14 protein-coding genes and 1 tRNA gene are annotated in these 21,511 nt (G+C 65.0%); 5 read left to right on the top strand and 10 right to left on the bottom strand.

What is annotated here, in order from left to right; translation table 11 throughout:
• Positions 1–111: 111 nt before the first annotated feature.
• Positions 112–1,092 (top strand): LLM class oxidoreductase, encoded by a 981-nt coding sequence (locus P7D22_RS00075; protein WP_319932324.1) that lies wholly within the window; start codon positions 112–114, stop codon positions 1,090–1,092.
• Between the two features lie 203 nt (positions 1,093–1,295).
• On the opposite strand, the gene P7D22_RS00070 is transcribed toward P7D22_RS00075, so the two are convergent.
• The 6 genes from P7D22_RS00070 to P7D22_RS00045 form a co-directional block, all read right to left on the bottom strand.
• Positions 1,296–3,341: a putative bifunctional diguanylate cyclase/phosphodiesterase gene (locus P7D22_RS00070; protein WP_319932156.1), complete on the bottom strand. Its 2,046-nt coding sequence runs from the start codon at positions 3,339–3,341 to the stop codon at positions 1,296–1,298.
• A 39-nt stretch (positions 3,342–3,380) separates the two neighbouring features.
• A complete protein-coding gene (locus tag P7D22_RS00065) occupies positions 3,381–4,049 on the bottom strand; it encodes a glutathione S-transferase family protein (RefSeq protein WP_319932155.1) in 669 nt (222 codons plus the stop codon).
• Between the two features lie 217 nt (positions 4,050–4,266).
• Entirely contained in the window at positions 4,267–4,467 is a 201-nt protein-coding gene (locus P7D22_RS00060) for a hypothetical protein (RefSeq protein WP_319932154.1), read from the bottom strand.
• Entirely contained in the window at positions 4,464–7,646 is a 3,183-nt protein-coding gene (locus tag P7D22_RS00055; protein WP_319932153.1) for an adenosylcobalamin-dependent ribonucleoside-diphosphate reductase, read from the bottom strand. Before P7D22_RS00055 ends, P7D22_RS00060 begins: the two co-directional genes overlap by 4 nt.
• 352 nt (positions 7,647–7,998) lie before the next feature.
• On the bottom strand, positions 7,999–8,985 hold the full coding sequence (gene iolG / locus P7D22_RS00050) for an inositol 2-dehydrogenase (RefSeq protein ID WP_319932152.1): 987 nt from the start codon (positions 8,983–8,985) through the stop codon (positions 7,999–8,001).
• Positions 8,986–9,035: 50 nt separating this feature from the next.
• Entirely contained in the window at positions 9,036–9,875 is an 840-nt protein-coding gene (locus P7D22_RS00045) for a TIM barrel protein (protein WP_319932151.1), read from the bottom strand.
• A 284-nt stretch (positions 9,876–10,159) separates the two neighbouring features.
• Here P7D22_RS00045 and P7D22_RS00040 point away from each other — a divergent pair, with 284 nt between their 5' ends.
• Positions 10,160–11,182: a LacI family DNA-binding transcriptional regulator gene (locus P7D22_RS00040; RefSeq protein ID WP_319932150.1), complete on the top strand. Its 1,023-nt coding sequence runs from the start codon at positions 10,160–10,162 to the stop codon at positions 11,180–11,182.
• A 113-nt stretch (positions 11,183–11,295) separates the two neighbouring features.
• Positions 11,296–12,222, top strand: a complete 927-nt coding sequence (rocF, locus tag P7D22_RS00035) for an arginase (RefSeq protein WP_319932149.1) — start codon at positions 11,296–11,298, stop codon at positions 12,220–12,222.
• Between the two features lie 123 nt (positions 12,223–12,345).
• Here the strand turns inward: rocF and P7D22_RS00030 are convergent, their stop codons facing one another.
• A complete protein-coding gene (locus P7D22_RS00030; protein ID WP_319932148.1) occupies positions 12,346–13,599 on the bottom strand; it encodes an aminopeptidase in 1,254 nt (417 codons plus the stop codon).
• A 140-nt stretch (positions 13,600–13,739) separates the two neighbouring features.
• Between P7D22_RS00030 and P7D22_RS00025 the strand changes: the two genes are divergently transcribed.
• Together P7D22_RS00025 and P7D22_RS00020 are read left to right on the top strand one after the other, a co-directional pair.
• Positions 13,740–13,815 (top strand) — tRNA-Glu (locus tag P7D22_RS00025).
• Positions 13,816–13,980: 165 nt separating this feature from the next.
• Entirely contained in the window at positions 13,981–14,295 is a 315-nt protein-coding gene (locus tag P7D22_RS00020; RefSeq protein ID WP_319932147.1) for a putative quinol monooxygenase, read from the top strand.
• A 55-nt stretch (positions 14,296–14,350) separates the two neighbouring features.
• Here P7D22_RS00020 and P7D22_RS00015 read toward each other — a convergent pair whose 3' ends face one another.
• The 3 genes from P7D22_RS00015 to P7D22_RS00005 are packed head-to-tail and all read right to left on the bottom strand — an operon-like array spanning position 14,351 to position 21,207.
• Entirely contained in the window at positions 14,351–18,349 is a 3,999-nt protein-coding gene (locus tag P7D22_RS00015; protein WP_319932146.1) for a hypothetical protein, read from the bottom strand.
• Complete coding sequence (locus P7D22_RS00010; RefSeq protein ID WP_319932145.1) at positions 18,349–20,847, bottom strand: hypothetical protein; 2,499 nt, start codon at positions 20,845–20,847, stop codon at positions 18,349–18,351. The genes P7D22_RS00015 and P7D22_RS00010 overlap by 1 nt, the downstream gene beginning before the upstream one ends.
• A 6-nt stretch (positions 20,848–20,853) precedes the next feature.
• A complete protein-coding gene (locus P7D22_RS00005) occupies positions 20,854–21,207 on the bottom strand; it encodes a hypothetical protein (protein ID WP_319932144.1) in 354 nt (117 codons plus the stop codon).
• Positions 21,208–21,511 lie beyond the last annotated feature (304 nt).

Here is a 21,511-nt window from a genome sequence, read left to right as displayed (position 1 = left end):
CATGAGCAAACACGCTTTTGCCGAAAGCCGAGAGACCACGCCACAATGTGGCTGGTTGGGTCGCGGTGTTCAGCAACATGCGTGGGGTCCCATTTGATTTCCCAGCAGCCCGTGGAGCCGAGTACGGTTGTCGCGCCGAGTTTACCGCAAGACCTCCTCGATCATGGCGTTTTTGCCAAAGTGTTCGGTACGGATCGTCTGACGCTCGGCCTTATTGCCCCGATCGAGGCTTATCCCGAAGGTCCGATGCCAACGCTTGCGGGTCACGTCGATCGAGTGCGTTTGGCGGAGCAGGCCGGCTTTGCGGCAATCTGGCTGCGTGACATCCCCTTCCTCGATCCGGGGTTCGGTGATGCAGGCCAGGTGTTCTGCCCCTTTGCCTATGCGGGCTACCTCGCGGCCGTCACGTCTCGGATCAGCATCGGCACCGCCGGCATCGTGCTGCCTCTCCGCAACCCCATCTGGGTCGCCAAGCAGGCCACGAGCGTCGATCAATTGCTTGAGGGCCGATTCCTGCTGGGGCTCGCCTCAGGCGATCGTCCTGAAGAATACCCCGCATTGGGCGTCGACTTCGCCAGCCGAGCCGAGCTCTACCGAGAATCGGTCGACATCATCAAGGCGGTGGTCGGCGAAACCTTTCCGCACCATCGATCGCAACGTTACGGCCGTCTCAGCGGCAAACTCGATCTCGTGCCGAAGCCGGTGTCCGGCCGCATTCCCTACATCGCGATCGGTCGCGCAGGGCAGGATCTCGACTGGCTCGCGAGCAACGTCGATGCATGGATCTGGTATGGGCCCGAGGTTTCGGAGTTCGGCGCCATCGTGCCTCATTGGCGTGACCTCTCACCCGCGGGCGTGGTCAAGCCTTACGGCTATGGAGTCATGTTCGATCTGCTGGAGGATCCCGACGCGCCGTTGCAACCCGGTCGCCAGCTTCGGGTGGGGCGCCACGCCTTGATCGAACTTCTTCAGCGCCACCAAACCGAAGGCGTGTCCCATGTCATGCTCAACATGAAGCCGAGCCGCCGGGCGGCCGAGGCCGTGATGGCTGAGCTCGCCGAACACGTGATCCCCTTGTTTCCATCCCTGTAAGCGCTGCTGCGTTCCAACCCGATCGTCGAGCCCGGGGTTGATGCCGAGGCAAGCCGGATGCACTGCATACAGTAGCGAACCTTCGTGGCGTGCTCACCCCGCCTCGACTGGCGGATATGCAGCAAAGTCGGTTCCGGCTGTAAAATCACCACTTTAAGCAGGAATAGGCTCGTTAACCGGAGTCGTGGATCAAGCGTCCGACATCAAGGAACGGGCGTGGTGTCCCACCCGTGCATCTCCTTCGTATGACGGACGACGATCTCCTGAAATGCCGTCGAGGGCAGCGGGCGCGCGAAATAATAGCCCTGGTATTCGTCGCACCCGCGATCCTTGAGCCACATCAGCTGGCCCAGCGTTTCCACGCCTTCAGCAACGATCTTGACCTGCAACAGCTTGCAAAGCGAGATGATAATCTGCGTCAGCGCGCTCTCGGCAGGCAGCCGCGCGATGAATCCCTGGTCGATCTTCAGACAATCGATGGCGAATTCATGGAGACGGGCGAGGTTCGAATATCCGGTGCCGAAGTCGTCGATGGAAATCTTGATGCCGAGCTTACGGATGCTGTCGATCACGATCGACATGTCCGCTCGTTCCATCAACATCGATTCCGTGATCTCGAACTCGATGCAGCCAGGCGAACAACCACTTAGCGCGAGCGCGTCTTCGACAATGGTCACGAAATCGCCTGCACTCAGCTGACGCTGCGACACGTTGATGGAAATGCTCAAGGGATAGCCGAGCTCCTGGAGCCGTCGCTGCTCCTTCATCCCGGTCACCATGATGTGGCGTCCCAGCTCCTCGATCAGACCGGTCTCTTCACAGAGTGGAATGAAGGCTGCCGGCGAGATCATCCCGCGCTCAGGATGGTTCCAACGCACCAAGGCTTCGGCACCGACAATGCGGTCGTTACAAAGCGAGACCCGCGGCTGGTAATAAACCTCGAAGGCGCCGTCGGTCAGAGCCTTCTTGATGTCGGACTGAAGATTGAGCCGCTGATCGGCCTGCACGCGCAGGCCGATCGAGAAATGGCGCAAACAGTTACGCCCGGCCTCCTTGGCCTCGTACATGGCGAGGTCCGCACTCTTCATCAGGGTCTCACCGTCGTCACCGTCCTCCGGATAACGGCTGATTCCGATGCTTGTGGTAATGTTCAAGCGGTGATGTCCAACGATCACCGGATCCGATAATTTTGCGAGCGCCTCGATGGCAAGGGCTTCATAACTTTCGCGGTCACCGCCCGACATGATGACCAGAAATTCATCACCGCCGAGGCGGATCGTCACCATCTCGGGTCGCCCGATGTCCAGCAATCGTTGGGCTACGATTCGCAAAACGTCATCGCCTAGCGCATGGCCAAGCGAGTCGTTGATGACCTTGAAGTTGTCGAGGTCGAGGAACAGCACGCCGATGCTGTCGCACCGAAGCGCAGCGGCTGCGATCAGCGCGTCGAAATGCTTTGGGACCGAAGCGCGGTTGGGCAAGCTCGTCAGCGGATCGTGATAGGCGAGATACTGGGCCTTGGCCTGGGTGTTCTTGAGATCGCTGACGTCCACCTCGCTGACCAGCACGGCGGCCTGTCCGGTCACGGCATCATGACACTGGCGTGCCGTGACTTCGTGCCAGCGTGCGCCGTGTTGCGTGTTGATGCGCAGGATGCGGCTGACCTCGCCGGCGCGTGCCAGCTCGACGCAGAAATCCTCATAGGCGTCCGGCTCGACGAATTGCAGCCGCAGGTCGTCCCCATGGTGTCCAACGGCGGCGCGCGCCGCAGGATTGCGGTAGAGCGGTGTCCCACACGCGGAATACAGGGAGATCATGAGCTGCGTGTGAAGCAGCGCGTCTGCGCTCCGTAGCCGTTCGGGCTCAAGATCGACGTCGTCGCGGGCCTCGCAGAACATCCCTGTCCGCCCGTCGGGCAAAGCGAAACCGGAGAACAACACCCGCACAGTTCGGGCCTGCCCTCCTGGGTACACGGTCCAGAGCTCGGAAAACACGGCGGATGTGCGACGGAAGTCGTCCTGGTATTGCTGCAACCGGCGTGCAACCGATGCCGACATGTCGGCCTTCATGTCCCGCGCACTGAGATCATCGAGCGAGGTGGCGCACCAAAGGTGCAAGCCGGGCTTATTGGCCCAGACCACGCGTCCGAAGTCGATATCGAAGATCCAGGTCGCCACTGAAAGGCGGTCTAAGATGTCTGCCTTCTCCGGATCGATCGGATCGGTCGCGGTGCGGGAGAGTAATGTCACGGCTTAAGCGCTATCCCTGCTTTTTCGATGCGGAAAGCGTCATGCCACCTTCGCCCCCGAACCTGTCCCCTCGCACGCCCTCGTCCCTCGCAGGAGCGACGTCATCTCGTCGATGGTCGCAAAGTCGGGCGTCGCTCTGACCCGTTCGATCCATGAGCGCACAGCCTGAAAAGCGTCAAGGTCAATGCCGCCTTGCGGCGCTACATGAACGTAGCCGAATACACTGATGTCCGCGATTGAATAGTGCGCACCTGCGATGAAGTCGTGCGATTGCAGGTAAGCGTCCAGGATCGCCAACCCCTCATGCGCCCGGCTTTGCCACTGCGCGATGTCACGCTCGCGTCCACTCCCACGCTCGGGTGCGATAAAGGTCAGGAAGCGGGCTGGTGAAATAAACGGCTCCAGCCGCGACTGTTCGAAGAAAGACCATTGAAGGCCCTTAGCGCGTGCGAAGGCTTCCGACGGCATCAAGGACGAGCCCTCGGCGATATACCAGAGCATGGCATTCGATTCGCTCAGGCCGAGTCCGCCAGGCGCGCGAAGATAGGGCACGACCCCGACCGGATTGATGGCCAGGAACTCGGGAGACTTGGTTTCTCCCGCAAGCACATCCACCATGCGCAGGGTTACGGGAATACGAAGCTGCCGCAGCGCCAGGAACGGCTTGAAACAATTGCCCGAGCCTGGGGCCGCATAAAGGTCGAACACTGTCCTGCTCCGGGAGGTTCAGAACAGTGCTCCCATACAAAAGTTTTCTGGTTGTTACCGATGATGTTTATCATCGCTGCGGCACCCGTCCCCGCCGCATGATTTGCCTTCGTTCCTACGAGGGTCTGTTCGATCCCGTTGGAACCGGACAATCATGCCGTCAGCTCGTATTCAACTGCTGTCAGGCCCAAGTGGAATCCTCTAGAGCCTGACAGCTTTAATCAGGAGCTTCGACCAGACCGAGGGCGCGGCGTGCCTCGACCCAAGCTTGGTCACGCCGGATGCGGTACTCGGCCGACTCACCATGCCGGGTCTTCATGTCTTTCAGGATCACAAGTTCCAGAAGCGCCGACCGGATCGCGGCAGCGTCATGCGAGACATCGATCGCCTGGCAGTGATGCTCGGGATCTTGGCTCACGCGGGCGTCTCCTCGACAGGCGAGCCGCTGGCGACAACGTTCTCCAGGTGCAGCCTGTGAACGATACGATCGAGAAGGCCCGGGTGCTGGGCGTCGGGATGATCGGGCTTCAAGACCGAAGCGTCCAGCTTGAAGGCATCCAGGAAACGCGACAGGGGGATGCCGTGTTGCAGGCCCACCGCCATGGCGATCGCGACGTCGTTTGTGACCGCATGCGAGGGGCCCCCACCATCGCCGCCGAAGAGATCCGCCGCGGCACGGCCCGACATCGGCACACCCTGCAGGACGCTCACCACAGGGCGGGATGCGGAGGAGGCTTCCCACAACACCGGATCATGGAGGCCCGATCGGCGAGGGCTGGTGGCAGGACTTTCCGCCCCGGCTGTCGATAGCGCCGCAATCCACACCTGCTCGGGCAAGGATGCGACAGGGTCCGGGGCCGCAAGGACGGCGACGTCCTCTTCCTCGATCTCACGGTTCGCGCTGAGCGGTTGCGAAAGCTTCGACCCGTCCCGGTAAAGCGCGACGGCCTTGAGGCCCAACTTCCAGGACAGCGAGAACACGTGCGTACAATCCGCCACGGTGGCGCTTCCGGGAAGGTTGACAGTCTTCGAGATCGCCCCGGACAGGAAGGGTTGGGCCGCCGCCATCATGCGGATGTGGCTTTCAGGGGACAGGAAGCGCGTTCCCATGCGGCCGCAGGCGTTGGCACAATCGAACACCGATAGGTGTTCAGCGCGCAGATGCGGCGCACCTTCCAGTGTCATCGCCCCGCAAGCATGCACGTTGGCGGCTTCGATCTCGGCTCGGCTGAAGCCGAGATGGCGCAGCAGATTGACGTCCTGGTCGAGGCGCGCGGGTTCCAGTCCCAAGCGTTCGACGAGAAAATCGTCGCCCAGCGTCCATCGATTGAACACGAACTGGATGTCGAAAGCTTCTGGAAGGGCGCGGTCGATGGCTGCGATCGCCTCCGGGGTGAAGCCACGCTCGGCGAGCGTGCGGTGGTTGATGAAGGGCGCATCGGCCAGCGACCCGAAGCCGATCGCGTGGTGCTCCATCTCGGCGATCTCCTGCGATCGATAGCCGAGCGTCGTCAGCGCCTCCAACACCGCGTGGTTGACGATCTTCAGGTAACCGCCCGCCGCCAGCTTCTTGAATTTGACGATGGCGAAGTCCGGCTCGATCCCGGTCGTGTCGCAGTCCATCACCAATCCGATGGTTCCGGTCGGTGCGATGCAGGTCGCCTGGGCGTTGCGGAACCCGTATTCGGTCCCGTGCTCGACGGCCTCGGTCCACAAAGCCTGCGCACGCGACGCGATGGCGGCCCCGTTGAGCCCGGGGATGGACGCGAGGGCTACAGCCGCAAGCGGTACCGGCGGAACCGAGACTTGCTCGTAGCCGTCCGGCAAGCCGAGAGCGGCGCGGCAATGGTTGCGAATTACGCGCAACATGGCGTCCCGGTTGGGTTCGAAGCCTTGGAACGCACCGAGGTCGCGAGCCATCGCGGCGGATTCGGCATAGGCCGCACCCGACAAGACGGCGGTAAGCCCGGCGCAGAGCGCACGCGCCGCGACGGAATCGTAGGGCAGGCCGAGACGCATCAACAACCCACCCAGATTGGCATAGCCGAGACCGAGAGGGCGGTAATCGTGGGTGCGCCGGGCGATCCGGGCTGAGGGCAGCTGCGACATGGCCACCGAGATATCGAGCGCCACCGTCCAAAGTCGGCACGTATGTTCGAAGCTATCGAGATCGAACCCGTTATCGGTTGTCTTGAAGCGCAACAGGTTGAGCGAGGCGAGCGTCGCGCCCGTGTCGTTGAGGAACACGAATTCGGAGCACGAATTGGAGGCCTGGATCAATTCGGTCGATGGGCAGGTGTGCCAGTCGTTGATCGTATCGGAATAATGCAGGCCGGGATCGGCCGAGGCCCATGCGGCATGGCCGATCGCTGCCCAAAGCTGGTCCGCCTCGACGGTCTTGACGGCCGCTTGGCTTCGCCGGGCCACGAGATCCCACGGGCCGCGGTTTTCTACGGCTTGCAGGAATGCGTTGGTGACGCGGATCGTGTTGTTGGCGTTCTGGCCCGCCACGGTGGCATAGGCCTCCTGGTCCCAGGCACCGTCGAACACCGGAAAGTCGATCGAGTCGAACCCCTCGGTCGCGAATTGCAAAGCGCGGCGGACGTAGTTTTCGGGGACGTGCGCATCGCGAGCCGCCCGCATCGCGGCCCGCAGGCCAGGGTTCCGACGCGGATTGATCTCGAGGACGTCATTCATCGTTGCAGCTTGCAACACGGCCGTCAGGTGCTGCTGACAGGTGCGGGAGCCGGCGATCAGCGCGGCCACTTTCCGCTCCTCGTCGGCTTTCCAGCGAACGAAGGCCTCGATATCCGGGTGATCGATGTCCACCACCACCATTTTGGAGGCGCGTCGCGTGCTGCCGCTCGCCGTGACGAGGGCCGCGGCGCGATCGCTGGCGCGCAACACCGCCAGCAGGCCTGAAGCACGCCCTCCACCGCTCAAGGTTTCATTGGATCCCCTGACATCGGAGAAGTTCGCCCCGGTGCCCGAGCCGAATTTGGCGATGCGCGCTTCCTCAACGATGAGCGGCAGAATGCCGCCTTCGTTGACCAGGACATCGCGCACGGACTGAATGAAGCAGGAGTGGGTTTGGGGGCGCTCGAAGGCGTTCGCGCTTGGCTTAACCGTATTGGTCGTCTCGTCGACGAAGTAATGGCCCTGGGCCGTCCCCTCGATCCCATAAGCCCAGTGAAGGCCGGCGTTGAACCAATGCGGTGAGTTCGGGGCCGCCATCTGCTGCGCCAGCGTGTATCGGATTTCATTGAAGAACGTTTCGGCATCGGCCTCGCGTTCGAAATAGCCGCCCTTCCATCCCCAGTAGGTCATGGAACCCGCAAGGCGGTCGAACACCTGCCGTGCGTCGTGTTCGCCGCCCAGCCTTTCACCTGGCGACAGCAAGGCAAGGCGATCGTCGTCGGGCACCGAGCGCCACAGCCATTCGGGGACACCAGCTTCAGCAACCCGGCGCAGCACAGCCGGGATGCCAGCCTTGCGGAAATATTTCGTCGCAAGAATATCGACGGCGATGTGGCTCCAGTGTTCCGGCACCACGATTGCGGTCTGCTCAAAGGCTGTCGCGCCGCTTTCCCTGACCACCTTGCTGGTTCGATGTGTGAATTTGAGGCCCTCGTAGGGACCATGGCCCGCAACTGTTCCGCACCTGGAGAACCGCATGATTGCCTCTCGATGTCGGCAACGCCACCGGACATGCCGACTTCGAGGAGGTTAACATCGCTTAACCTAAAAGAGTAAACGCGCTTCCACTTATGATTAAGATGTCAGTCAATGTGACATAAACGCGCCTGTGCGGGAAACGTTGGTCGAGCTTGACGGGGCCGTAAGACGGGCAAGACACCCGTCCCAATCTCTCTCCACCCTGCCAAACGTGGGCCTACGTCTCATTGCGGTGCATGTGAGTTGCAACGACCATACCTTGATAGGCCGCAAGCTAGACCTTCTGCGGCATGCCTGTTTGGGCCGATAGGGTGGCGGCATCGGCCAGCACCTGGGCCCGCAGCCCGTCGTGGCCCGTGGGGGTGGGTGCCTTGCCGGAGGTGACACAATCGAGGAACTGGTCGAGTTCGCGCCGATAGGCGGGTGTGTAGCGCTCGAGGAAAAAGTTCATCACCGGCGCGCCGCGGAAGCCGCTGGCATCCGCCACCTCGACGGCCGACTCGTGCAGGTTGTGGGCGCGCAGCATGCCCTTGGCGCCGTGCACCTCGATGCGCTGATCATAGCCATAGGTGGCACGGCGCGAATTGGAGATCTGGCAGATCTTGCCCGACGCGGTTTTCAGCAGCACCGCGGCCGTGTCGACGTCGCCTGCCTGACCGATGGCCGGATCGACCAGCGACGAGCCGACGGCATGCACCTCGACCGGCTCGTCACCCAACAGGAAGCGGGCCATATCGAAATCGTGGATCATCATGTCGCGGAACAGCCCGCCGGAGCGCTGGATATAGGCGATCGGCGGCGGCGCGGGATCGCGCGACAAGATGGTGACAAGTTCGACATCGCCGATCTCGCCCTCGGCGAGGCGGGCCTGCAGGGCCGCGAAATGCGGATCGAAGCGACGGTTAAAACCGATCATCAACGGCACCCCGGCTGTCTCGACCACCTTGAGGCAGGCTTTGATGCGATCCGAGCTGAGATCCACCGGTTTTTCGCAGAAGATCGCCTTGCCGGCCTTTGCGGCCGCCTCGATCAGATCCGCATGGGTGTCGGTCGAGGAACAGATCACGATGGCCTGAATGGATGTGTCGGCCAGGATGTCCTCGACCCCGCGCACCGGCACGCCCAGCTCAGTGCCGAGCGCCTCGGCCGGCGCCGCGACCGCATCCGCGATGGCAACGAGCTTCGCCTTGGGGCTGATCGCGATGTTACGGCCGTGAAGCGCGCCGATGCGTCCGGCGCCCAGCAATCCAATGGTGATCACGATGAAGGTTCTCCGAGGGTAAACGAGAAGGCATGGGCCGCGAAAAGCCGTCAGGCTGCTTCGGCGACATTTGCAACCGTGAAGGCTTCACGGAAGCGCTTGAGGGCGCGCTCGTCGTCTTCGAATGCAAAGGCCTCGAGGCCGATCACGCCGGCGTAGCCGAGCCGCTTCAGTTCCCGCGCAATGGCAGGATAGTTGATCTCACCGGTGCCCGGCTCGCAGCGGCCCGGCACGTCGGCCACCTGGATCTCGCCCACATAAGGCAGGGCGCGGCGCAGCAGCGCGATCAGGTTTCCCTCGCCGATCTGGGCATGGTACAGGTCGAGCATCAGGCGCAACTCAGGCTGGTCGACGGATCGCACCAGCGCCAAGCAATCCGAGGCACTGCCAAACGGCACTCCGGGGTGATCGACCTCCGCATTGAGGTTTTCGAGCACGAAGGTGACGCCATGTCGCCTGCCGAGATCGGCGATGCGGGTGAGCGTATGCTGTGCTTTCAGCCACATCGCCCCCGTCACAGCGTGGCACGGCACGACCGGCAAGCCATGGGCGTCGAGCCCCGTGCCGTGCAGGTTCAGCCTGGGTACGCCTAATGTCGCCGCAACCGCGATCGACTGCTCGGCCGTGCGGAGCAAGGCGTCGGCACCGGCGTCGTCGGCCAAGGTGCCGGTGACATAGCCGGTCATTGACGAAAAGGTGGCGCCGGTCGCTCGAAGCGCCGCGATATCATGCCGGGTCCAATCCCAGATCTCGACCTGAAAGCCGAGGGCCGCGATCCGTTCGACGCGCTCGACGATCGGCCGATCGCGGAACACCATCTCGGCACAAACCGCCAACGGGAAGGAGGCCGGCTCGCGCGATGCCATCTCCGACGCCGGTGTTGACGTCATCGCTGACGCCCGGAACGGCAGGAGCAATCGCCTAGCCCGGTCCGCATCGGGCGCGGGTCGGCTCCAGGTTTCTCGACATGATGGCGCAACGATTTCTCCCTGCCTGAGCCAGGCTCCCCACGGGCTGAGGTGCATTCGCCGCGATCGGCGCTGCACCTCGTTGTTTTCAGGCCGTCGCCTTTGCACCCGGGTGCAATCATCCTATACTGGGACTCCGTCGGGCTGCAAGATCGGTCCAATCGATAGCGTCGGACGCCTGGCCCGATCGGCCTCGAGGACATGCCATGGAGGATCCGCCGCGGCCCCATGCGCCCACCCGCAAGGCCACGGCCAGCGATGTGGCCCGCGAGGCCGACGTGTCCAAGTGGACCGTCAACCGCGCCTTCCGAAGCGATGCCTCCATCGCGCCGGACAGCCGGGCTCGCATCCTGGATGTCGCGGCGCGGCTCGGCTACCGCCCCAACATGCTGGCCCGCAGCCTCAGCACCAAATCCACCCAACAGGTCGCGGTGCTGGTCGACGACTTCGGCAACCCGCACAAGCTGCAGATGATGAGCCTGCTGACGGCCGCGCTGCAGCGCGACAATCTCGTGGCGGTCCTCATCAACATCAACGCCACCAGTGGCCACGTCGAAGCCATGCTGAATGCCGATCAGCGGCAGGTGGATGCGATCGTCCTGCTGGGTACGGCCTTCCAGACCGACATTCTGCAACATCACACGCGCCAGCAGGGCGGCCCGCCCTTGTTCGTGATCGGTCGGGAAAGCGACTTCGTAGGTGTGACCGCAGTGTCCTGCGATCCCGCGGTGTCGATGACCGCCATCGGCCTGCATCTGTGGGGGAGGGGGTACCGCCGCCCGGGCTTCCTGTCGGGCCCCCGCACCTTGTCGACCGCGCTTGGCCGCAAGCACCATTTCGCGGCCTTCTGGCGCGAGCGCGGCATTGCAAACGTGCCGGAGCTGATGGGGGGATCGTATGATCGCGAGCCGGGCAGCGCGGCCGTCGCCCGCTACCTCGCCGAGACTCCGCCCGGAGCGCGCTTCGACGTGCTGATGTGCGAGAATGATGCTCTGGCCTTCTGGGCCATGGACGTGGTGCGCTCGGGCTACGGGCTGCGCATCCCCGGCGACCTCGCGGTGGTGGGCTATGACGGCTCGGATCTGGCCGGGCACCCTGCCTATGGCCTGACCACCTATGAGCAGCCGATGGCCGAGATGGTTGACCAAGTCGTGTCGATGATCGTCGGCCGTATCGCGCCGCACTCCCACAACCTTCCCGGTCGGCTGCTGGTGCGCCAGTCGACGTGACGCCACCTCGCACCGGCATGACCGCGAGGGGCCGGCCCGCCACCTGAACTGGAAGGCTTGTCGTTTCAGCCGTTGTGGTGCTGGTGCAATCCAAAAACGCCTGGAGCGACGCGATGGACCGACCTTGCATTCTGATCGGCGTTCCCGTGAACGAGGGGGCAGGCCGCCTCGGCTGCGACATGGGACCGAGCGCCTTCCGGGCCGCAGGGTTGGCGGAGGCCCTGCGGGCTCTCGGCCTTGCGGTCGAGGATCGGGGAAACCTCGTGGCGCCGACGCGGAATGTGGCATCCCACCCGAATGCGGCCATCAAGCATCTGGCCACCGTGGCGAGCTGGACGGAAAGCTTGAGCGAAGCGGCTTTTGCGGCCTCGGCCCTCGGGTTGCCGATCTTTCTCGGGGGCGATCACAGCTTGTCGGCCGGCACGATGGCCGGCATGAGCCGCCGGGCCGCGGCTGAGGGCCGCGACCTCTTCGTGCTTTGGCTCGATGCGCACCCCGACTTCCACAGCCTCGACACCACGGTCAGCGGCAACCTGCATGGCGTGCCGATGGCCTATGCGACCGGCCAGCCCGGGTTCGAGCCGCATTTTCCCCGGCTCGGCACGAGGGTGGATCCGCGCAACGTCTGCATGGTGGGCCTCCGCAGCGTCGATGCGGCCGAACGCAGGGCCCTGCAGGCCGCAGGGGTGGTGGCGCATGACATGCGGGCCGTCGACGAGAAGGGCATCGCGCCGCTGGTGGGCGCCTTCCTGGCGCGCGTCGCTGCCGCCGGCGGCCTGCTGCACGTCAGCCTCGACGTCGATTTCCTCGATCCCGGCATCGCGCCCGGGGTCGGCACCGTGGTGCCGGGCGGCGCCACCTTCCGGGAAGCGCATCTCGCCATGGAGATGGTGTCCGACAGCGGTCTGCTGAGCAGCCTCGACCTTGTCGAACTCAACCCCTTTCTGGACGAGCGGGGGCGCACCGCCTTGCTGATGGTCGACCTCGCGGCGAGCCTGATGGGCCAGCGAGTGCTCGATCGGCCGACACAAACCTATTGAGGTCAGGAAAACGCCTCGCCGGTCGGCCCGGGCCTTGCGGCGCCCCTTGGGTTGTCAAGAAAGTGGGTTAGCAGCGCCCCGGTGTCGTGCCGGCGATCGAGCAAGTCGTGGTGGCGTTGGGCATCAAGCCCATTCGCCGCGCCGGAACACCGGCACCCGGCTGCCATCGGGCCGCACGCCATCGATGTCGATCTCGTCGGAGCCGATCATCCAGTCGATGTGGATCGAGCTTGTATTGCCGCCCTGTGCCGCGATCTGCTCTGGCGTCAGCCGTGCTCCATCGACGAAGCATTTGGCGTAACACTGGCCAAGTGCGATGTGACAGGCCGCATTCTCGTCGAACAGCGTGTTGAGGAACAAGATACCGCTCTTCGAAATCGGCGACGAATGCGGGACCAGCGCCACCTCACCGAGCCGGCGGGCGCCCTCGTCGATGTCGAGCACCTTGTTCAACACCGCTTCACCCTTGCCCGCGTGGGCCTCGACGATCCGTCCTTCGCTGAAGCGCACCCGGATGTCGTCGATCAGCGTGCCCTGGTGCGACAAAGGCTTGGTGGAGCGCACGTGGCCGTCCACCCGCAGCGCATGCGGGGTGGTGAACACCTCCTCGGTGGGGATGTTGGGATTGCAGGTAATACCGTTCTTCGCCGTCGATGCGCCACCATGCCATTCGTGCCCATCCGCCAAACCGATCGTCAGGTCTGTGCCGGGTCCGGAATAGTGCAGGGCGCTGAACTGTTGGCCGTTCAGCCAGGCGGTACGCTCAGCCAACGCGGCATTGTGCTCGTGCCAGGCCGCAACGGGATCGGCCCGGTCGACCCGGGAGGCCGCAAAGATCGCATTGGCCAAGCGGGTGACGGCCGTGGCCTCGCCGTCGCCGGGGAAGACCTGACGCGCCCAGGCGGCGCCCGGATAGGCCACGATGTTCCAATTGATATCGAAACCCGCGATCTTCTCGAGCGCCGGGCGATAGGCCATCGAGGTGGCCTTGTTGGCGCGTGCCACCTTGTCGGCGTCCTGCCCGGCCAGCAGCATGGGGTCGTCACCCACCACCGCCAGTCGGGCCGTATTGGCGTCGAAGGCTTTGGCGAAGCCCTCGTAAAGCCATGTCGCGGCCCGATCGAAGCTCGCATCGGACCCATGGTCGAAGCGCGCCAGCGTCACGGCTTCGTCGGACAGGAATGGCATCACCAGACCCGCACCCGCCCGATACGCATGGACAACGAGCCGACGCACCAGAGGCAAGGCCGCCACTGGCGCCGTGATGAGCAGATCCTGTCCCGCCTGCAGCCGCAAGCCCACCTTGATGGCGACCTCGGCCAGCCGGTCGAGCTTCTCTGGGTCGATTGCATCGCTGAAGGGCAGGTCGGTCGTCATGGCGTCGGGCTCCGGCTGTCGTGCCAGTCCATGTAGCGCCGAAGCCTCACGCCGGCCATGTCGGATCGATCACCAAACTGCGCCGCGACCCCATTCTTGGCTTGCACCGCGGCAAGGTCCTGCTATGAAAGCCCCGCGCTGCTCCCTTCGTCTAGCGGTCTAGGACGTCGCCCTCTCACGGCGAAAACAGGGGTTCGATTCCCCTAGGGAGCACCAAGCCTTTTCAGCCACTTAAGCCTGAATTTGGAAGCCAAGCCGGGCCTTGTACGGAAATTTTACGGAAGACATGGTGGCGAACGTGGGCGGACGTTGACGCGACGCTCTGCTTAGCAGCAATGAAGTCGCCTGCGATCGTTAGGATCTGCAATGGAACGGCCGGCTATGATCCATGTTCTCGCGTTTGTCACAGCAAAACCCGGTTCGCGAGATCAGGTTCTTGATCACTTCCGCGCCAACATGCCGGCGGTGCATGCCGAGCAGGGCTGCATCGAGTATCAGCCCGCGATCGATGCTCCTGGCGGCGGCGCCATGCAGGAGCCGCTTGGTGCCGACACATTCGTCGTTGTCGAGAAGTGGTCGACGATGGACGATCTCAAGGCGCATGCCGCATCAAGCCACATGGCGGCTTACGGAGCGAAGGTGAAGGATCTGCTCGCAGGCCGGACCATTCGTGTCCTTACCAGCGCTGCCGAGTAAGCGCTGAAGAGGCTGCCGGACCCGGGTCAGCAGCACTTCGCTTTCGGTTGCTTCCTCACTGCCTCGCCCTGATCGCGTTCGGTCCCGTCAGCAAGGGTCCGAGGATGATGCCGCGGCGCACGTAGCCGGCAACGCTGCGAAGCTTTCCGGCCTCGACCGTGGCCGGCATCTTGGAGATCAGAAGCTTGGCGAGCTGCGGATCGAGCAAGGCTTCGCGGTAGCGCTCGCGTGCCACTCCAAGCCCGGTCGAGCGCAAGGTGTTGTAGAGATAGGCCACGCCTGCCGCACCGCCCGCATAGGCCGCCTCCTTGAGGCCGCCATGGGCAAAGGCCGCGGTGCCGGCGCCGATCGCGGCCGACATAAACGAGAAATGCTTGCCCTCCTTGCTGGCCCGGTCGACCAAGGCGCCGAGGTTCTTCACCGTATCCGACCCGCCCTTGATCGCGGTTTCGGTGCGCCAGCGTGCGCCGGCCTCGGCATCGCGGGCCACGGCGCCGAACATGGACACCTGCTCCTGCGTGAACAGCTCCTTGAGGGTATCCCGGTTGTCGGTCACGAACTTGATGAACTTGGCCCCGGACAGCGAACCATCAGCGTTGCTGAAGCTGCGCACCATGTAGTCGACACCCGCCTTGCGAAGGCCGGCTAGGGCCGCAGGGTCTGAACCCGCATCGGTGGCGAGTGACCGCATGCGGCTCGCACCCGTCCGGCCGGTGCTCATCATGGCGCCGATCGTGTTCTCGACCTCCGTGGGCGCCAGACTACGGCCGACCGTCTGTCCGAACCTGCCGGCCGGCGTCCTGCCGGCATCGGCCAGGATGGCGCGCTGGGTCGCGATGGTGGAGCGAAGCTGCGCTGCCTCGGCCGCGCTGGCGGTTCGCAGCGCATCGCGATTGGCCGAGATCGAGGCCCGAACGGTCGCGGCGTCGCTGCGGTTGGCGGTTTGAGTGTCGGCACGGCCTGCGGCTCGAGCCGCAAGAAGCCGGCCGGCCTGCTCGCTCTCGAATTGCCGCAACTCGGCGCGATGCTGCAGGCCGGCATCGGTCAACGCCTGGGTGGCGCTGGCGGCGTTGTCGAAGCGGGACGAGAAGGCGGGGCTTACCTCGTCTATGGCGCGAAGCGAGCCTGCATATTCCGTTTTCCACCTGGCGAATGCGCTGGGGCTCACGGTGCCCAAGCCCGTCAGCTTCGTGCGGATCGGGTTGAGCGCGAAATCCGTGATCGACGACACGGCACGCGGGTCGTTGCGGGCGGCCGTCAGGAAAGCGCGGGTGCGCTCGTAGCCGGCCGGGCCGGTGGCAAAGGCCTTGGCCGCCACCTCGCCGTTGGGGGCTACGTACTGCCCGGCAAAGCCGTTGGTCTTGATCGCGGGTGCGACGGGGCCGTTGCGGTAAGTCTGCGCGTAGGTGGCGTGGGCGGCCTTGGCGGCTGCAAGCCGGTCTGCGGCGCCCTGATCGAAGTTGGGCCGCAAGCCTTCCTGTCGGCGCTGCTCGGGCGCGAGGCCGGGCGGGTACATATCGGCCTCGGTGTAAGCCGAAAGCGGCGTCTTGGGAGGCACGGCGCTGCTGCCGCCGTACTGGCCTCGGCTCTCGTCGTGGATGACCTTCTCCTGGCGGTAGGCGTCCCACGCGTGGGACGCGCCTTCATCCCTGACCGAATAGACCGGGTGCTCCGGGTCGACGTGTTCGAAAAGGTCATTGATGGTGGTGTTCGCCACCGCGTGCTGCGTGTCAGCGCCGAGATAGCCGGCTTCCGCAGCGGCCTCGCGCATCTTGTCGGGATGCAGGCCTTCCCCCGGCTTGGCGATCAGCCCGCGGATATCGCCATAGCCCATGCTCCGCAGATCGCCACCAGGATCTTGTACGCCGCCGCGCTCGCGGATGAAGTCGACGAGGGACTGTGGTTGCGGGTTCTGCGGCCTTACGGGTCGGCTTGGCCGTCCTGCGGGGTCGTAGAGAGGTGCTTCTGACGATAGGCCCGGATCGCGCGGAGCTTGAGGAGATTGCCGTCCCGTCTGGCCCGCTGCTCGAACCGAGCCAGAATAGCCGGATGATCCACGGGCGGAAATTCCTGCATCCCCTGTTCCAGTGCGAGCAACGCTTGCTCTGGCGTCAACTCGCTCGGCTCCGAAATCGTCATTCCACAAAGAGCCCATGCGCGCCTGCATGGCCTGATCTGGCCGCAGCAAGCCTTCGTTGACCAAGCGAGCTTCGTGCGCCACCTGGTTCTCAACGCCATCATGGATAGCGTCGACCACGGCGCCCTTCAACTGCGTCAGGCGTGACAAGGCTTCGGGGTCGTTCGGGTTGGGGTTGCGGCGGGCGTCGGCCATGGCGGCCGTCACGCGGGTGTCGAGCTTCTGCAAGGATCGGAACGGGATCACGTCGGGCAGGCGGTCGATGTCGTTCCAAAGGCCCGCCTCGGCGCCGCTGGGCTGCACCCCGGAATAAGGATCGATGCCCTTGGCGATGGCCTGCTTTGCTTCCTTCACGGGCGTCACGACGGTGGCGAGGGTGCCATCAGGGTCAACGGCCTTGTAGAGGCCATCCCGCGCGCTCTTGGCGGCGGTGCGGGCTTCCTCGACGGCGCTCCGCAGGGTCGCGCCGGCCTGTTCCGCCGGCACCACGGGGCCGAGCGGGGCCGCGGCGTCCTGCGCGCGCTGCTGCGCCTGGCTCTGCGCCTCGGCGAAGGATTGGGTGAGGTGGTCGTGGGCGGCCTGCTGATCGGCGCCGAACCGGTCGAGGGCGTCGGTCGAGGCTGCCTGCCGATCGGATTGGCGGGCCATCAGGTCGGCATTGGCTTGGTCCTCGGCCTGCTGCCCGGCCTGCGCCCTGGTGGCCGTTGCGGCGTCATGGGCGGCCGTCAGGCGTTCCTCGGCCTGCTGGGTGGCAGCGTCGAGCGCGTCAAGGCGATCGGCGAACATGCGGCCTGGTCGGAACACGTCCCCCGTGGGCTGCTGATTGCCGATGACGCCGAGCTGTGCGTCGCTGCGCGCCGTGTCGATCGCGTTGAATGGCAGGTTGTTGGCATTGCGGGCATCCTTCTCGGCCTGGAAAAGGCCACGATCGTTGCCGACCGCGGTGGCCGTGGTGCTGGGAGAGTTCGGAACTGCGCTCGGCGTGTCAGGCGTCGCGGCCCACGTCCGCAAGGCAGCCGGGTCGCTCGACTGCTTGAGGAGTTGCTGCGCCGCAGCCTGGTCCCGCGCATCCTGCAAGGCGGGACCGAGAATGGGCGCCGTGGTGGCGCCAGGAATGCCCGCCACGGCGGGAGAGAGCACGCGGGCCGCCACCTTGCCAGCCGCGCTCGCGGCGCCCCCTGCCGCGGCTCCCGCGGCCATGCCGTACAGCGGATCTTGCATGACATCGGTCGCAACCTGAGACGCCGCTCCGGCCGCCGCGTTGGGCACCGCGAGTTCAAGGCCGCCCCGCACGATGTTGCCGGCCCCGCCGCCTGCGATCACGGGGGAGAAGCCCGAAACGGCCGCCTCGCCCGCCGCCATGGCGGCTTTGCCGAGTTCGCTGTCGGGCTTGTACTCGCCCGTCTTGGCCAGCACGGGAGCGGCGATCTGCTCGCCAGAGGGCAGCCAGTTCCGGGGATCGGCATACTTGAAGACAGGGTCGGCGGCGCTCTGTTCCTTGAGGTCGGCCTGTTCCTTCAAGATGTCGGCGACCGGGCGGCCGGTGATCTTGGCCTGGGCTCTAGCCACGAGGTAATCAGCCGTGTCCATGGCCCCGCCAAAAATGCCGGGGATGTCGGACAGGCCCTTGATGACCGCCGTACCGGCACCTTTCAGGAAGCCCGACGTGTTGCTGTCCGTGGGGCTGTTCGCGAGCGCGCCACCGGCCCCGCCGCTCGGTGCGATGCCGAGATCGGCGTCGGAGAACAGTTGCGGCTTGTCGGGTGCCGCCCCCTGCTGCACCGGCATGGGGCGAGCCTGCGCCCGCACCGTGAGCGGAGGCGCCGTGTCGGTCGAGGCAGGCGGAACAAAGAGCGAGCCCGGCGCCGGGGTGCTGGTGATGCCGAGATCGGCGTCGGAAAAGAGCGCGTCGGCCATCAGTTCTTGCTCCACCCGTTGCCCTGCCACCGGAACACGCCCTGACCCGGCACGGCGTAGCGCTGTCCAGTCACGCGCTGATCGGCAGGCGGGATCGCAACGCCGAGCGGCGCAATCTCCTTCTTGGCGTCGCCGACATAGCGGCTGAGGGGGTTCGCCTTGGCCCAATCGGTCTGAAACTTGGCGTCGTTGCTGGCGCCCTTGTTGCCGTCATACCAATCCGAATAGTCGCGGTAGTTTTGATCCCGATAGCTCTGGATGCCTTTGATCTGCGCAATCATGGCTTGGTTCGCGGCGGGTTGCAGATTGGGGTTCGGGTTGGAATTGATGGCGGACTGCACCTCCGCGACGAACTGCTTGTTCCCCTGTTCCCGCATGGCGGACAGGACCGACGCATAGGCGTTCTTGGCGAAGGTCTGCATCGCGGCCGGGTTCGTGGTCGCCGTGTCCGGCACGTCGATGCCGAAGGAGCGGAGGTTCGCCGCGGCGTTGTTGAAGGCGTCGCTGTTGGCGCCGGTCTGAAATGTGGAGAGCAGGTTGCCGAGGGCGTCCAAGCGCTCGCCTGCGACCTGGCGTTCCTGGAAAGAGGTGGCGCCGTCATTGAGCTTGGACAGGAGCGCGGACTGCCCCTGCGTGACATAGGCCGGCTGCGATTTCACCACAGGGCCGTTGCTGCCGCCGCCGGCCGTGCCGTTGAGCACCTGAGCGCGGGGCACGTAGATGGTTGTCCCGTCCGGCTGCTGCGTCTCGATCAAGCCATACTGCGCACTGGCACGCGCTCGGGCGTCGGCCTTCTGCTGGGCCTGCTGGTTCTCCAAGTCGAGCGGGGAGCCGGTGAAGCCGTATTGATCCCGCATTGTGCCGAAATTCTTCTGCTCGGGTGTCAGTTCGGCATTGTGGGTCTGAAGGTCGAGCTGGGACTTCTGAGCCGCCTCGAGCTGGGCTTGCACCTGCTGGGCGCGCACCGTGTAGGCCTTGGCGCGACCCTCTAAGCCGGCATCGGCATACTGCGAGGCCATGCCCAGGACGTCGTTAATGTAGCGGGTTCCGCCGCCGGGCTGCTGGTAGCCGGCCGGAAGGCCAGGAACATCGGCGCCGGCCTGCGGCTGGACAGGCTGAGGAACGGCAGGGGTCAACTGCGGTCCCGGCTGCGCGACGAAGCGACCCAGCGCGCTGGCCTGGGTCGGCATGGGCGCTGCGGCAGGATCGGCGGCCACGGGGTTGACCGATCCGACAGGCGGGCGAGGCGGCGCCCCTGCGCTACCGCCAGGGCCGAAGGGATGCGAGTTGCCGGGCACAGGCTCGGCGGTCGTCGCCGCCGCCGTGGCAGAAGGTGACGCGCCAGGCTGTGACGTGGGCTGCTGCCGCGAGGCTTGCAGGACCGGCAGCACAGCGCGACGGATGTTCAGATCCTGAACGTCGATGCTCTCGCCCGGGTCGATGCCGATCGCATCGGCGATCTTGCCGGCGAGGCCTGGATCGTTGGGATTGAACTTGGCGGCCCATTCCGCGGGCGTGACCATCTGCGATTGCGCGGTGCCGGCCGTGGGAGAGCCGTTCGCGGCACCGAAGCCAGGCGGCTGCGGGTTCGCGGTGGGGGCTGAGGCTGGCGGTGATCCGGCCGGAGGCGCGACGGGGCCGAGGGAGGCCACGCGATAGGGCTGTTGGCCCGTGGCGGCGCCGATGGCGGCTTGCGCCGGGGCTGCGGCAGGCTGCGGGGCGTAGGCGGCGACGGTCGAGGGCCGGCCGCCGATGCCGGCGAAATTACCGATGCCGAGCGCACGAGCACCGTGGAACGCGCCCCACCCGTTCTTCGCGGCGTGGTCGAGGGCGAAGTCGACCTGGGCCTTCCATGTCGAAGGATCGCGAGCGTCGAGGCCGGTCGCCTTGGTGAAATCATCGCCGAGGCCGGCCACCTGATTGCCGGCACCCGATCCAGCAACATTGCCGTAGTGAAGCTGGAACGGTCCGAAGCTGCTGTTTCCGTCGCCGGGATTGGCGCTGCCATTCGGGTCGAAACCCTTCAGGCCTTCACCCCCTGACACGGCAAGCGCAACGTTCGGGTTCATGTCGCGCTGTTGCGCTGCCTGCTTGACGTAGGCGACCACCTCCGGGTTCGCGCCCTTGGTCGAATTGGCCGGGTTGAATGGGCTGCTGGTGCCACCCGCCGCCGAAGCCTGCGGGCCGGCGCCACCACGCCCCAGCGGGTCGTCGAGGCTGCCGGGCGAGTTCAGCACCTTCTGGCGCAAGCCGAGCGACATGAGCGTTCCGGCCTGATCGTAGGCGCCGAGCTGCATCAAGCGGTTGGTCAGCGCCGTCATGTCGGGTGCGGAGGCTCCCGCAGGCGTGGTGTCCTGACCCGCATTGGCGATGTCGAGTTGACGCTGCTGCAGAACGCCTTGGCGGTACGTCTGCGGAAGCTGGGCAATCCAGCTCGTGTCGACCGGGGGTGGGACGGCTTGGCCGAAAGACGGGACCGCGACGGGTGCTTCGAACATGGGCGTCTAGCTCGGATCGACGGCCGGAAGGCCGGACAGGAAGGCGTGAAAGGCAAGGAAGCGGTCACGGGCCGCGTAGGCCTGACCCATGGCGTTCGCGATGCGCTGGGTGTGCTCGTCGACCGTGGCGCAATCTTCGGGCCACAGCGAGACGGTGATCTGCAAGTCACGGATCGCCTCTGCGGCGGTTTCGAGGTGCATGACCATTTCGAGCGTCGAGCGGTCGTACTCGACGGTTGGCGCCGCGATAGAAGCTGAACTGTCCGGTTCGGGACTGTTGTCTGTTGCGGTGGTTAGTTCAGCCTGCTCATGCAATGCCGCGACTTTCTTGAGAAGTGTCGAAGCAAGATAGCGCAACACGCGCCGTGCGTCCTACCGAATGCTTACGTCATTCCGCTTTTTGCGATCAATTCGATCAAGTCGAACTTCGAAGCATCGCGAGAATAGTGGGGCTTATGCTTCGTAAGCAGCGATGGCTTGGCCTTGTCGGCGAGCTGGCCGAGTTGGCTTATTCAGGAGCACCACCCCATGAAGCGCATTCTCGCCCTCGCGGGCCTTCTCGCTACGCTGGCCGGGCCGGCGATGGCCGATCCTGCTGCGCTGACAAGCCTAGTGCACTGACGCGCACAGAGGATTCACAGGACGCTGGGCTCGTGCGAGTCTG

This window comes from Lichenihabitans sp. Uapishka_5, from assembly GCF_033947565.1.
Classification (GTDB): Bacteria; Pseudomonadota; Alphaproteobacteria; order Rhizobiales; family Beijerinckiaceae; genus Lichenihabitans.
This window is presented reverse-complemented; position numbering and strand designations above follow the sequence as displayed.

Coding starts and splice junctions, on each gene's coding strand:
- P7D22_RS00045 (WP_319932151.1), bottom strand. CDS start 9,875: ATGACGTCAACACCGGCGTCGGAGATGGCATCGCGCGAGCCGGCCTCC.
- P7D22_RS00040 (WP_319932150.1), top strand. CDS start 10,160: ATGGAGGATCCGCCGCGGCCCCATGCGCCCACCCGCAAGGCCACGGCC.
- rocF (WP_319932149.1), top strand. CDS start 11,296: ATGGACCGACCTTGCATTCTGATCGGCGTTCCCGTGAACGAGGGGGCA.
- P7D22_RS00030 (WP_319932148.1), bottom strand. CDS start 13,599: ATGACGACCGACCTGCCCTTCAGCGATGCAATCGACCCAGAGAAGCTC.
- P7D22_RS00020 (WP_319932147.1), top strand. CDS start 13,981: ATGATCCATGTTCTCGCGTTTGTCACAGCAAAACCCGGTTCGCGAGAT.
- P7D22_RS00015 (WP_319932146.1), bottom strand. CDS start 18,349: ATGGCCGACGCGCTCTTTTCCGACGCCGATCTCGGCATCACCAGCACC.
- P7D22_RS00010 (WP_319932145.1), bottom strand. CDS start 20,847: ATGTTCGAAGCACCCGTCGCGGTCCCGTCTTTCGGCCAAGCCGTCCCA.